This window comes from Staphylococcus agnetis, from assembly GCF_002901865.1.
In the GTDB taxonomy this organism is placed as follows: domain Bacteria; phylum Bacillota; class Bacilli; order Staphylococcales; family Staphylococcaceae; genus Staphylococcus; species Staphylococcus agnetis.
This window is the reverse complement of the sequence record NZ_PPQF01000024.1, coordinates 20,084-33,719: the sequence shown is the minus strand read 5'-3', so window position 1 is coordinate 33,719 and position 13,636 is coordinate 20,084. Positions and strand designations below refer to the sequence as shown.

General features: G+C 35.6%; 15 protein-coding genes, 1 pseudogene and 1 riboswitch. Of the genes and pseudogenes, 13 read left to right on the top strand and 3 right to left on the bottom strand.

Features of this window, described 5'->3' with window-relative positions; all coding sequences use genetic code 11:
- The first annotated feature begins 4 nt into the window (after window positions 1-4).
- The 5 genes from atpD (at window position 5) to fabZ (ending at window position 4,311) form a co-directional block, all read left to right on the top strand.
- Window positions 5-1,417, top strand: coding sequence for a F0F1 ATP synthase subunit beta (gene atpD, locus CD172_RS04135; protein WP_037567485.1), 1,413 nt, complete (start codon window positions 5-7; stop codon window positions 1,415-1,417).
- Window positions 1,418-1,438: 21 nt separating this feature from the next.
- Complete coding sequence (locus CD172_RS04130; RefSeq protein WP_037567489.1) at window positions 1,439-1,843, top strand: F0F1 ATP synthase subunit epsilon; 405 nt, start codon at window positions 1,439-1,441, stop codon at window positions 1,841-1,843.
- A gap of 250 nt (window positions 1,844-2,093) precedes the next feature.
- Window positions 2,094-2,327 (top strand): DUF1146 family protein, encoded by a 234-nt coding sequence (locus CD172_RS04125; protein ID WP_037567490.1) that lies wholly within the window; start codon window positions 2,094-2,096, stop codon window positions 2,325-2,327.
- Window positions 2,328-2,409: 82 nt separating this feature from the next.
- The gene (murA, locus tag CD172_RS04120; protein ID WP_060551539.1) at window positions 2,410-3,681 is read left to right on the top strand and encodes a UDP-N-acetylglucosamine 1-carboxyvinyltransferase; all 1,272 of its coding nucleotides are present in this window, start codon (window positions 2,410-2,412) and stop codon (window positions 3,679-3,681) included.
- 189 nt (window positions 3,682-3,870) lie between these two features.
- Window positions 3,871-4,311, top strand: coding sequence for a 3-hydroxyacyl-ACP dehydratase FabZ (fabZ, locus tag CD172_RS04110; RefSeq protein WP_060551537.1), 441 nt, complete (start codon window positions 3,871-3,873; stop codon window positions 4,309-4,311).
- Window positions 4,312-4,542: 231 nt separating this feature from the next.
- Here the strand turns inward: fabZ and CD172_RS04105 are convergent, their stop codons facing one another.
- Window positions 4,543-4,983 carry a YwpF-like family protein gene (locus tag CD172_RS04105; protein WP_060551536.1) on the bottom strand — a complete coding sequence of 147 codons (441 nt, stop codon included), beginning with the start codon at window positions 4,981-4,983 and terminating at the stop codon, window positions 4,543-4,545.
- A 165-nt stretch (window positions 4,984-5,148) separates the two neighbouring features.
- Between CD172_RS04105 and CD172_RS04100 the strand changes: the two genes are divergently transcribed.
- The 7 genes from CD172_RS04100 (at window position 5,149) to yidC (ending at window position 11,018) form a co-directional block, all read left to right on the top strand.
- Complete coding sequence (locus CD172_RS04100; RefSeq protein ID WP_209050218.1) at window positions 5,149-5,535, top strand: single-stranded DNA-binding protein; 387 nt, start codon at window positions 5,149-5,151, stop codon at window positions 5,533-5,535.
- A gap of 613 nt (window positions 5,536-6,148) precedes the next feature.
- On the top strand, window positions 6,149-6,892 hold the full coding sequence (locus tag CD172_RS04095; RefSeq protein ID WP_103345567.1) for a LysM peptidoglycan-binding domain-containing protein: 744 nt from the start codon (window positions 6,149-6,151) through the stop codon (window positions 6,890-6,892).
- Between the two features lie 84 nt (window positions 6,893-6,976).
- Window positions 6,977-7,076: riboswitch (TPP riboswitch) on the top strand.
- Between the two features lie 64 nt (window positions 7,077-7,140).
- Window positions 7,141-7,830 (top strand): thiaminase II, encoded by a 690-nt coding sequence (tenA, locus tag CD172_RS04090; protein ID WP_103345566.1) that lies wholly within the window; start codon window positions 7,141-7,143, stop codon window positions 7,828-7,830.
- Window positions 7,823-8,629: a bifunctional hydroxymethylpyrimidine kinase/phosphomethylpyrimidine kinase gene (gene thiD, locus CD172_RS04085; RefSeq protein ID WP_103345565.1), complete on the top strand. Its 807-nt coding sequence runs from the start codon at window positions 7,823-7,825 to the stop codon at window positions 8,627-8,629. The genes tenA and thiD overlap by 8 nt, the downstream gene beginning before the upstream one ends.
- A gap of 1 nt (window position 8,630) precedes the next feature.
- Complete coding sequence (thiM, locus tag CD172_RS04080) at window positions 8,631-9,428, top strand: hydroxyethylthiazole kinase (protein ID WP_103345564.1); 798 nt, start codon at window positions 8,631-8,633, stop codon at window positions 9,426-9,428.
- Complete coding sequence (gene thiE, locus CD172_RS04075; protein WP_103345563.1) at window positions 9,425-10,063, top strand: thiamine phosphate synthase; 639 nt, start codon at window positions 9,425-9,427, stop codon at window positions 10,061-10,063. The genes thiM and thiE overlap by 4 nt, the downstream gene beginning before the upstream one ends.
- A gap of 88 nt (window positions 10,064-10,151) precedes the next feature.
- Window positions 10,152-11,018 (top strand): membrane protein insertase YidC, encoded by an 867-nt coding sequence (gene yidC / locus CD172_RS04070; RefSeq protein ID WP_060551529.1) that lies wholly within the window; start codon window positions 10,152-10,154, stop codon window positions 11,016-11,018.
- Between the two features lie 47 nt (window positions 11,019-11,065).
- Here the strand turns inward: yidC and CD172_RS04065 are convergent, their stop codons facing one another.
- The gene (locus CD172_RS04065; protein WP_103345562.1) at window positions 11,066-11,698 is read right to left on the bottom strand and encodes an HD domain-containing protein; all 633 of its coding nucleotides are present in this window, start codon (window positions 11,696-11,698) and stop codon (window positions 11,066-11,068) included.
- A gap of 12 nt (window positions 11,699-11,710) precedes the next feature.
- Window positions 11,711-13,201, bottom strand: a pseudogene (gene cls / locus CD172_RS04060) (cardiolipin synthase).
- Between the two features lie 135 nt (window positions 13,202-13,336).
- Here cls and csoR point away from each other — a divergent pair.
- Window positions 13,337-13,624, top strand: coding sequence for a copper-sensing transcriptional repressor CsoR (csoR, locus tag CD172_RS04055; RefSeq protein ID WP_037567516.1), 288 nt, complete (start codon window positions 13,337-13,339; stop codon window positions 13,622-13,624).
- Window positions 13,625-13,636: the final 12 nt, after the last annotated feature.

The window sequence follows — 13,636 nt, the reverse complement described above, 5'->3', positions numbered from 1 at the left end:
TAACATGGGATTAGGCCGTGTAACTCAGGTCATGGGGCCAGTCATTGACGTGCGTTTTGACCATAATGAAATTCCAAACATTAACAACGCACTAGTTATTGATGTGACGAGAGATGGTAAGACAGAACAACTTACTTTAGAAGTAGCGTTACATTTAGGTGACGATGTTGTCCGTTCTATTGCGATGGACTCAACAGATGGAGTTCAACGTGGTGCTGAAGTTAAAGACACTGGTGCACCGATTAGTGTTCCAGTTGGTGATGCGACTTTAGGACGTGTATTCAACGTATTAGGAGATAAAATTGACCTTGATCCAGAAATCGATGCCTCTGTGCGTCGTGATCCAATTCACCGTCAAGCGCCTCAATTTGACGAATTATCAACTGAAGTTGAAATTTTAGAAACAGGTATTAAAGTAGTAGATTTACTTGCACCTTATATTAAAGGTGGTAAAATCGGATTATTCGGTGGTGCCGGTGTAGGTAAAACAGTATTAATTCAAGAATTAATCAATAACATCGCGCAAGAACACGGTGGTATTTCTGTATTTGCCGGTGTAGGTGAACGTACACGTGAAGGTAACGATTTATATTATGAAATGAAAGATAGTGGCGTAATTGCGAAAACAGCGATGGTATTCGGTCAAATGAATGAACCACCTGGTGCACGTATGCGTGTTGCACTTTCTGGATTGACAATGGCTGAATATTTCCGTGATGAGCAAGGTCAAGACGTATTACTTTTCATTGACAACATTTTCCGTTTTACACAAGCAGGTTCTGAGGTATCAGCACTTCTTGGACGTATGCCATCTGCCGTTGGTTACCAACCAACATTAGCTACAGAAATGGGTCAATTACAAGAACGTATCACGTCAACGAATAAAGGTTCAGTTACATCAATTCAAGCGGTATTCGTACCAGCCGATGACTATACTGACCCAGCTCCAGCAACAGCGTTTGCGCACTTAGATGCAACAACGAACTTAGAGCGTAAATTAAGTGAAATGGGTATCTATCCAGCGGTTGACCCATTAGCTTCTACATCACGCGCATTAGAGCCAACAATTGTCGGTCAAGAGCACTATGAAGTAGCACGTCAAGTTCAATCTACATTACAAAAATACCGTGAATTACAAGATATTATCGCAATTCTAGGTATGGATGAACTTTCTGATGAAGATAAGAAAACGGTTGAACGCGCGCGTCGAATTCAATTCTTCTTATCTCAAAACTTCCACGTAGCGGAACAATTTACAGGTCAAAAAGGATCTTATGTACCAGTTAAAAATACGGTTCAAGACTTTAAAGCAATTTTAGATGGTAAATATGACCACATTCCTGAAGATGCATTCCGTCTTGTTGGTGGTATTGATGATGTGCTTGCAAAAGCAAAAGACATGGGTGTTGAAGTTTAATACGATTAGGAGGCTTGGATAATGAATACATTAACCTTAGATATCGTCACTCCTAATGGTTCTGTTTATAAACAAGACAATGTGGAAATTGTTGTCTTACAAACAACAGCAGGCGAAATGGGTGTGATGCATGGTCACATTCCGACGGTTGCGCCATTACGCATTGGACATATTAAAGTTAAGTGCAATGGTCAATCCGACTATATAGCTGTAACTGAAGGTTTTGCAGAAATACGTCAAGAAAAAGTTAATATCCTTGTACAATCAGCTGAATCAGCTGAAGATATAGACTTAGAGCGTGCGAAATCAGCAAAACAACGTGCAACGTTTTATCTTGATGGAGATAAAGAAGATACAGACCTAAAACGTGCAGAACGTGCGTTAAAACGTGCAGAAAATCGTATCGAAGTTGCTAAATTTAAATAATTTATTATAAAACCCACTGGTATGTACTAGTGGGTTTTAACATATTTACATACTGTTCATCTATAAACAAATATCATGCTATTTTGATTAATTGTATATACAAATCTTTGGAAAAGTCGTATGATATTATCTATGCGAGTCTTAAATAAGAGGGAAGTTGAAACCATATATTGGAAGGATTACATTGGGAATTCATACGTAAATCATGTAAAATTGAATAAGATTAACTTTAAAGGGGTAGCATCTTAAAATGGAATATTTAGGACAATTTGCAATTGTACATCTCATACTACATGTCATCTGTATATGTATTGCGTATTGGAGCATCAATGCGCTACGGTTAGACCAATTGTTTAAAAAAGGTTACCCAAAACAAGTTCAAGTTGCCCTCATATTTATCGCAATTTTACTAGGGACGAGTATGAGTAACTTTATAATTGATTTATTACAATTTTCAACTCAAATTCAATATTTAATCAAATAAATGAATGAGATAAGTTTAAGCGTATTGCAAGAAGTTTATAATTAATTAAGTAAGTGTGTAAATAGTGGAGGATGTAAATAACATGGATAAAATTATTGTAAAAGGCGGCAATACCCTAAAAGGGGAAGTTCAAGTTGAAGGAGCTAAAAATGCAGTTTTACCTATCATTACAGCATCGTTATTAGCAAGTAAAGGTAAAAGTGAGCTTATCAATGTGCCTGCTTTAAGTGATGTTGAAACGATTAACAATGTCATAAATGTGCTCAATGCGAAAGTAAAATATAATGAAAAGAAACAATCAGTTACAGTCGATGCTTCGAAAGAATTAAAAGAAGAAGCACCATATGAATATGTAAGCAAAATGCGAGCAAGCATTTTAGTGATGGGACCATTATTAGCACGCCTTGGTAAAGCTAAAGTAGCATTGCCTGGTGGTTGTGCTATTGGTTCTAGACCGATTGAACAACACCTCAAAGGTTTTGAAGCATTAGGTGCTGAAATTCATCAAGAGGCTGGTTATATTTATGCTGAATGTCCACATGGATTAATCGGAAGTGATATTCACCTAGATTTTCCAAGTGTTGGAGCAACGCAAAACATTGTGATGGCTGCATCATTAGCTCAAGGTCGTACGGTTATTGAGAATGTCGCTAGAGAGCCTGAAATTGTAGATTTAGCCAACTACATAAATGAAATGGGTGGCGATGTTAAAGGTGCTGGTACGGACACCATTATTATTAATGGTGTAGATGCACTAACCGGGGTTCAACATGCTATTATTCCTGACCGAATTGAAGCAGGTACGTTTATGATAGCTGCGGCAATTACGCGTGGAGACATATTTGTTAAGGGTGCCATACAAGAGCATATGACAAGCTTAGTTTATAAGCTAGAAGAAATGGGTGTCAATCTTGAATATCAAGAGGATGGTATTCGTGTGACAGCGCCTGAACAGCTTAATCCAGTAGACATTAAAACATTACCACATCCAGGATTTCCAACTGATATGCAATCACAAATGATGGCTTTATTATTGACTGCTGAAGGGCATAAAGTGATCACAGAAACAGTATTCGAAAACCGTTTTATGCACGTGGGTGAATTTAAACGTATGAACGCTCAAATTTCAGTAGAAGGTCGCAGTGCAAAAATTGAAGGGAAAAGTGAACTTCAAGGGGCACAAGTAAAAGCAACAGATTTAAGAGCTGCTGCTGCGTTAATATTAGCTGGATTAGTTGCGGAAGGTGAAACAACTGTAACAGAACTCAAACATTTAGATCGTGGCTATGTTAATTTCCATGGTAAATTAAAAGCTTTGGGCGCAGATATTCAACGTATCAATGCGAAAAAATAACTTGTCATCAGTTTGGATCAATATCCAAAAATCTGTAAGTATTCAGCTTACCTTATTTATTTTAATTGCAGTTGTTTTATTTTTTATTGGATTAATGATAGGATTTTTAATAAATCAAGATAATATATTGAATGCGCTTAATCCTCATTTTTGGGAAAATTTTCGAGCGTTAATTGGAGGCAATTCATAATGGAAACTATTTTCGACTACAATGAAATCAAACAAATTATTCCACATCGTCAGCCATTTTTGCTTATTGATAAAGTGGTTGAGTATGAGCCAGGTCAACGTTGTGTAGGAATTAAGCAGGTTTCCGGTAATGAACCTTTTTTCCAAGGTCATTTTCCGAATTATGCTGTGATGCCAGGCGTATTGATTACAGAGGCACTTGCACAAACTGGTGCTGTAGCTATGTTAAATAGTGAAGAGAATAAAGGTAAATTAGCTTTATTTGCAGGTATCGATAAATGTCGCTTTAAAAAACAAGTGGTGCCAGGAGATACTCTAAAATTAGAAGTAGAAATTACGAAAATTAAAGGGCCAATCGGTAAAGGGACAGCTAAGGCTACCGTAAATGGGCAAGTGGCTTGTCAATGCGAATTAACGTTTGCATTACAAGACCCTCAATAATTTGTAAAGCGGAGACTGTGTGGACTACAGTTCCGCTTTTTTATAGTTTTTTCTAAAATTAAGATAATAATGATGTTAAATCGTAAAAGTCATTAATATTAAAAATTTAATAAGAGTAAAAAACAACAAGTCTAGAATATCATGTACATCAAATGAGCATTAATTAAAAGCCACACATGAAATTCAATCATGTGTGGCTATATAGGATATTGCAAATGGATAATGTCTTCTTTAGTCTTCTTGGCGTTCATCTTTAAGTCTTGGTTTGGATTGCATCATTCGGTTAAACGTTTTAATGAGCGCTTCACCTTCAAGGCCTTCACCAACGAGTTGTTCTAATAAATTTTCAGCATAAACTTGACGTAATGTGTAAATATGACATTCAAATACAATTGAAATGGTATCTTTAAGTGGGGTAATATGTTTAATCGTTGCATCGAATAAGGCTGGATCATTTGATGGTCTCGTAATGACAACTCTAATATCTAATAATGTTTCTGATGCCATATAAGCTTCCATTTCTTCAAGGTGAATATCAGAGATAACCACTTCTAATAACCATCCCGTACCACTGTTTTCTTTATTTATTATCACGCCGTCTTTTAATTCGTATTCTGTCACTGTGCCATTTTCCGTAACAATTTGAAAGCGTACTGCTTTAAATGTCTTCATTGATGCAACCCCCTCAAAACTTTTTTCAACTTTACGAAATATGTTCATTTATAGTTTATTATAACTTAATTCTTTATGGAAATTCCAAAATCTTTATAAAAATTGAGGGTGTAACAGGTATAAATTTAATATTATTAGGCTTGCCTTAGATTCGGTGCAACGCGTATGCTATATACATCAAGAGAGGAGGTGACAACGATCAACCAGTTTCAAGCAATCGGTATCATTATAAAATCTCCTAATTATTATGATACGCATGATACTCCATTTGTTACTTTTACAATTAAAATTGAACGTGACTACAAAAGTAAGCAAGATAAGCCAATTTATGATTTTCTAAATTGTAAAGCTTTTGGTGCTATCGCTCAATCGATTCATGATTTTTACCAACATGACGATCTCATCGCTCTCAACGGACATATCCAATCAAGGAGATACGAAAAAGAAGGCGAATGGCGGTACACTACAGAATTGGTGATTGCACACATTCAGAACCTTTCATCTCATCCGTTATTAAAACCATCCCTAAATTCAAATTTGTCCAATGATTAATATTCAATTTGTCTGAAATCCAATCACACACTCCATATTTATTTTATCTAACTTATAATAACTCCAATTAAATTTAGTTTTTATCTTCCACCCAATGTATCCAATAAGATATTTTCTCAACACAGCTACATCCTTACAATCACTGTTATATCAAGTTGACGTATATGAATTATTCGTATATAAGTCACAGATGATAACCCCTCGTTTATGTTATTTCATATATTTACTTTTTCAAAACAACGTATATTTATTACTCAATATTTTAAATGTGTTGCCACTGTGAACTAACCCTATCAAGTCTCCAATATTTATGATTATAAGTATTGGAGGCTTTTAGGATACAAATACGATGTTGATCTTGATTTTATTTCTATATCATTACATCTTAAGTAACTGTTTGCCATTTAAGTGATTAAACGGATTTATTTAATGAGAATTTTATTTTTTGTAATCATTTATGAGTTGAATCGTTACATGCAACAACCTAATTGTAATGGTTTTGTAATATAAATGGGCGTTAATTTAATATTTTTGTCATGTGATTGAAAAAGACTGGTGCTATATTATTTGTGAACATAACAAATTTTTATACCAATTACTGGAGGATTACTAAATGAAAAAATTACTTTTAGCAACATCAACAGTAGGTTTATTAGCGGCAGCACAATTTGCTACTAATGCTGAAGCAGCAAATCAAGATCAATTACAAATTCAAGAAGGTGTCCATGTGATTCAATGGGGTGACACTTTAAATAAAATTGCAAAAAAATATGATGTTACTGTAGAACAATTAAAAACATGGAATAACTTAGAGTCTGATTTAATTATTGCAGGAGAGAAATTATACGTGACTGAAGCTGCGGCTGCAGCACATGGTAACCATGCGACACAAGATTTTATTTTACCAACTGCATATCATACGACTACATATAACACGTCATCATACAATGCAGCTGCTTACTATACAGCTCCTACTCAATACACATCAACACAATCTTATGAAACGTACGCTGCACCTGTAGCACAATATTCAGCGTCTTCATATTCAAATGTTCAAACACAAACAACTTCTAGCTATCAAGCACCAAGAACTACAGCCGGTTCAGGATCTGTATATCAACAATTTATTAATGCTGGTGGTACAGCAGCGATGTGGAATTCTATCGTTATGCCAGAATCAGGTGGTAACCCTAACATTGTAAGCCCTTATGGTTACAGAGGATTAGGTCAAACGAAAGAAGCTTGGGGTACAGGTAGTGTAGCTACTCAAACGCAAGGTATGATTAATTATGCAAATTCACGCTATGGTTCTGTAGACCGTGCAATTCAATTCCGTTTAGCTAACGGATGGTGGTAAACAACATCAAACGCATCGACATATGTCGGTGCTTTTTTTATTGCTATTTGTAAAGTGTTTTGTTACGTTGTTATTAAATAATACAAAGACTACTAGGGGAGCCATATGGCTGAGATGAATTACATTCGGACCCTTTGAACCTGATATAGTTAACACTAACGTAGGGAAGTAGCGTAGGCATTAAATCCTTTTAATAATGACTAGGCTACTATTTTTAGTAGTCTTTTTTATTGAGAAAGGAGATTATTATGTCATTTTCTGAAAATCTAAAGCAAGAGGCACAACCTATCATTGATGCGATTTACCATGATGGCTTTATTCAAGGTATGTTAAAGGGGGATATCTCTAAAAATGCAATTCAACATTATCTAAAGGCAGACGCACGCTATTTATTTGAGTTTGCTAAAATTTATGCTTTGTTAATACCTAAGGTAGATTCAAAAGAAGAGATTCAATTTCTTACAGAACAAATTATTTTTGCATCGTCAGGTGAAGTTGACGCACATCGTATTCTCGCAGATTATGTAAATTTATCATATAATGAAATTATTCAAGAAGGCGAATGGTATCCAACAGCAGATCATTATATTAAACATATGTATTTTAATGCGTATCATTTTGATGATGTCGCATATACAATTGCTGCAATGGCACCATGCCCATATGTTTACCAACAAATTGGTCAACGCGCGATGCGTGAACATCATTTTTCCTCTAACCATCCACTTAAAGCGTGGTTTGAATTTTATGCAAAAGGTATGGATGATTTAATGAATCATATTGATCATTGGTTAAATCATTGTGCAGAGAATACATCAAATAACGCACAACAACAATTAAAGAGAAATTTTTTAGAAAGTACTGTCCATGAACGTAATTTCTTTAATATGGCATATACACAAGAACATTGGGCATTTGGAGGAGAGACATATGAATAAGCTGAATATTGCGTTAACCATCGCTGGCACGGATCCATCAGGGGGCGCAGGCGTCATGGCTGATTTAAAATCATTTCATGCATGTGGGGTTTATGGCATGGCAGCAATCACGAGTATTGTTGCTCAAAATTCCTTAGGTGTACAACATATACACAACTTAGATACGTCGTGGCTTGAAGAACAACTCGAGAGTATTTTTATGGACGCGCCACCACATGCGATGAAAACAGGTATGATTCCAACACCTGAAATGATGGCGTTAATAGCATCGTATGTTAAAAAAAGTACGATACCATACGTCATAGATCCTGTGATGGTGGCAAAAAGTGGCGATGCCTTAATGTCTGAACAGGTCCGTCGAGATTTAAAATCAACACTTTTACCATTAGCAGATGTTGCCACACCCAACATACCCGAAGCCGAAGAAATAACGCAAATGACGTTAGATACGGAAACGGCTTTGTTTAAAGCTGGCCAGTTTTTTATTAAAGATATTGGTGCTAAAGGTGTCGTTTTAAAAGGGGGGCATTTAAAGGGTAATGCTACAGATTATCTCGTGACTAAAGATGGGGTAACACAATTTACAAGTGAACGTTTCCCTACACGACACACGCATGGAACTGGGTGTACATTTTCAGCTGTGATAACGGCAGAATTAGCTAAAGGTAAATCCATAATTGATGCAGTAGCTAAAGCGAAAAATTTTATTTCTAAAGCCATTCAATATACACCAGAAATAGGTAAAGGAAGAGGCCCTGTAAATCATTTTGCTTATCAACGGGAGAAAGGTTGGGATTAAATTGAGTTATTTATCCAAAGTGAGAGAGACAAACCCACTCATCGTCTGTTATACGAATGATGTTGTTAAAAATTTTACGGCTAACGGCTTACTATCTATAGGTGCAAGTCCTGCAATGAGTGAGGCACCTGAAGAAGCAAAAGATTTTTTTAAAGTCACAGAAGGATTATTAATCAACATTGGAACGCTGACACGTCAAACTGGGGCTGATATGTTAGAAATAGCAAAACAAGCGAATGATTTAGGGGTTCCTATAGTGTTTGATCCTGTTGCTGTGGGTGCCTCACAATTTCGTAAAGACTACTGCCAACAATTTTTAAATCAAGTTGATGTCGATGTGATTAAAGGTAATGCCTCAGAAATACTTACATTAGTTGATGCGGAAACGACGATGAAGGGGACGGATAGCGCTGCAAATATAGATCATGTTCAGATTGCTTTAAAAGCGTATGAAAAATACAATGCAGCCATTATCGTTACTGGAAAAAATGATGTCATTGTGCAAGACCATCAAATCATTGAACTCACTAACGGTTCACCTTTATTAACTAAAATCACTGGCGCAGGGTGTTTATTAGGTGCCGTAGTTGCATCATTTTTATTACGACAAAAACATCCTAATATTGAAGCTTTAATTGAAGCAGTCTCAATATATAACATAGCGGCTGAACATGCAGAGCTAAGTTTAGGGGCAGATTTACCAGGAACATTCTTAGTGTCATTTATTAATGCTTTAAATCAAGTAGATGATGCATCCTATCACCAGGAAATTAAAAAGAGAGAAGTGAAAGAAACATGAAGTTTGAAAGGGAACAATTACGTGTTTATTTTATAGCTGGTACGCAAGATGTAAAAAAAGGGACTTTACAAGAGATACTAAAGGTAGCGCTTGAAGCGGGGATTACAATGTTTCAATTTCGAGAAAAAGGACCTTCATCTTTAAAAGGGGAGGATAAGGAACAAGAAGCAATTGCTTTAATGAAACTTTGTAATGCGTATCATGTACCGTTTATAGTTAACGATGATGTAGAACTAGCTTTAAAAATTGGTGCTGATGGTATTCATGTAGGCCAAGATGATGCCAAAATTGAATCCTTTATTAGTAGAAGTCATAATAAAATTATTGGATTAAGTATCAGTAATTTTCAAGAGTATGATCAATCTGATTTAACGCACGTTGATTATATAGGTGTCGGCCCCGTATATCAAACGTCAACCAAGAGAGATGCCAAACAACCTGGAGGCGTAGAAATGATTCGTCGTATGCGTAATTATGATGAATCGATACCAATCGTCGCCATTGGTGGCATAACCGAAGAAAACGTTGCATCATTGAAAAAGAATGGTGCAGATGGCATTGCTACGATTTCGTCCATCACACATAGCGCAAATATTGAAAATACTGTGTCACGATATTTACAGTATTTCAACTAAAATCATTTTTATTTTTGTTTATGTTTCCACACAACTCAGATGTGTGATAAAATATCATTTATGTGAATATATCTTTAGAGGTGGAAAAATGAAGAACAAAGCGCTATTGGCGACACTATTAGGGGTCGTTCTGTTATTAGCTGGATGTGATTATAGCAAGCCTGAAAATCGTACTGGCTTCTTTTACAACACGTTTGTTTCCCCAATGGATCAACTTATCCATTGGCTAGGTGATCATTTAAATAATAACTATGGTTTAGCCATCGTTATTATCGTTCTTGTAGTACGTATCGTATTACTCCCATTCATGTTGTCAAACTATAAAAACATGCACATGATGCGTGAAAAAATGAAAATAGCAAAACCAGAGATGACTGCTGCGCAAGAAAAAATGAAACGTGCACGCACAGCAGAAGATAGAATTGCTGCTCAACAAGAAGTATCGAAAGTATATAAAAAATATGACATGAACCCAGTTGCAAGTATGTTAGGATGTCTTCCACTTATTTTGCAAATGCCGATTGTCATGGCTTTATTCTTTGTTTTAAAATATCCTTCAGGTGGCGGTATTACTAAATTCTCTGACTTCTTATGGTTCCAATTGGATAAACCTGATATTTGGATTACGATTATTGCCGGTGTGTTATACTTCATTCAAGCCTATGTTTCAAGTATGCATATGCCACCAGAGCAACGTCAAATGGCAATCATGATGATGATTATCTCACCAATAATGATTGTTTGGATCTCATTTAGTTCTGCAGCAGCATTGGGCTTATATTGGTCTGTTTCTGCGGCATTCCTAGTGGTACAAACATACGTTGCAAACAAGATTTACGGTAAAAAAGCGCTAGAAGAAGTTGCACCGATGATTCGCAAATTCGAAGAAGAAAAAAAAGCGAATAAGAAAACAGGTAAAAATACGCAAGTCGTATCTAAAAAGAAGAAAAAATAATTACAAAAAATAACCATCTTACCTTTTACGGTGAGATGGTTATTTTTTTAGACCCATTCATCAAAGAATTGTTTTAAAAACAATTCTAAAAATTTATGTCGTTCAAGTGCTATTTCTTTACCTTTAGGCGTATTCATTAAATCTTTAAGTTTCAATAATTTTTCATAGAAATGTTTGATTGCAGAAGGTTGAATGGTAGTTAAATCAATGCGTGATAAATCTGAATGCGGGATTTCATCGGTCCACATCGGTTCATTGAAATGCCCAGCAAATTGAAACGTACGGGCTATCCCAATAGCACCAATGGCATCTAGACGATCGGCATCTTGAACAATCTGAGCTTCTAACGTTTTTAAGGAATGACCTTCTCTGGATTTGCGAAAACTCATGTGATTGATAATATACATAATATGTTGTTGTTCTTCAGGTGAAACACCTATTTGTTTTAAAAATGACGAAAGTGTCGAACACGCTTCAGAATGTGGTAATTTATCATCAACTGTGTCATGAAGTAGTGCTGCCATTTCAATAACAAAATGATTGATATTGTCATAATCATGAGCTATACATTTTGCAAGTGAAACGACACGTCGTACATGCGCAATATCATGACCAGTCGTATCTTGACCGTGTATGTGAACCATATAATGATAGGCTTGTTCACATTGCTTTGCCGTCATAGGTAATCCTCCTTATAAAATTGGTGAAAGTAATTGACTGATTGACTCTTTAAATTTTATAACAAGACTACGTTGTGCATACCGCTCTGGGGTAAGTACAGAACATTTTTTTAAATCTTGCTCAAAACTCTCCCGTAATTGTGTTGCGACACTTTCGTTATATACAAATGCATTCACTTCAAAATTTAAGACGAAACTGCGATTATCCATATTGGTCGTACCCACACTTGTGATTTCATCATCGATGGTTAATGTTTTTGCATGTAAGAAACCATCTTCATACAGATAAACTTTCGCACCGACCTCTAATAATGAAGCAGCATTCTTATAAGTCGCCCAATATACAAACGGATGATCGGGTTTGTTCGGTATCATTAAATGTACGTTCACGCCACCTAAAGCGGCGATTTGTAACGCATCTATAAACGATTGGTCAGGGACGAAATAGGGTGTTTGAATGTATATATCTTTTTTTGCCATATTTATCATTTTTAAGTATCCATATTTAATCTGCTCCCAAAATTCATCCGGTCCACTAGATGCAATTTGAACACCTATGTTGTCATTATTTTGGAGGTGTACTTTTGGAAAGTATTTTTCATGATGTTCAATATCATGACGCGATGATTGAGAATTCCAATCTAAAATAAAACGCAATTGTAAGGCGTGTACAGCTTCACCTTCAATTTTTAAATGGGTATCTCTCCAATTACCAAATTTTTTTGATAAACCCAAATACTCATTCCCAACATTAAATCCACCAACATAACCTATTTTGCCATCTATAACAACGATTTTTCGATGATTTCGATTGTTCATACGAAAATTAATAACTGGTAATTTAGAAGGGAAGAAAGCTTCAACTAGACCACCTTTTTTCTTAAATGACTTCAAATCTCTTAAAGATAAGCCTTTCGAGCCAATATCATCATATAGCATTTTGACTTCTAAACCTTCTTCCAACTTCTCTTCAAGTAAATCAATAATGCTCTTACCTAAAGCATCTTTACGAAAGATGTAATATTGTATATGTATATACGATTTTGCATTGCGTATATCTTCTTTAAGTTGGTTGAATTTTTGTTCTCCATCGAGCAGCACATCAATTTTATTTTGATTCGTGTAAAAGGCAGCATTGTTATAAAGCAACCCACGTATCATTGATTTGTATTTTTTTACATGTGGGTTTTCAGGATCAAAATGATCATTTTTTTAAGCTTTGAGTTGTTGATTGACAAGCTGAGTTAATCCTTTTTGGTCTTTTTCTGACACTTTAAAAATGGATTTACGCTGAATTTGACGTCCAAATAGTAAATAGAGTATGAACCCTAAAATAGGAAATAAAGATAAGACTAAAATCCAAGCCCATATTGAGCCTGCGCTTCGACGTTCCATAAAAATAATTGTGAAAACAAAAGAAATATTTAATAGGAATAAAGCGATAAATATATAGGTAAATACCATACTGCCATCTATGACGTATGCATTGTTTAAATCCTCCATTTTTAACCCTCCTTTGGATGTATGATTTTAAATAATTATATCATTTATTCATGAAATCACGGAAAATTTACGCATTTGACATATACCGCATAGGGGTATATAATGGTTCTGAAAGTAAGCATGGAGGTGCTGCCTATGAATGAACACGCACATCATTCTGATGAGATTAAAAAGAACTTAACTTCACGATTGAATCGTATTGAAGGACAAGTTCGTGCAATTAATCGCATGATTGATGAAGATGTTTATTGTGATGATGTCTTGACTCAAATTAGAGCGACACGTTCAGCTTTGAATAGCGTTGCGACGAGGTTGCTTGACTATCACATGAAAGGCTGTATTACAAAGAAAATTGAGGATGGCCATGAAGCAGAAGCAATGGAAGAGTTGCTTGTCACATTTCAAAAATTAATGAAAGACTAGTTGGAGGATACT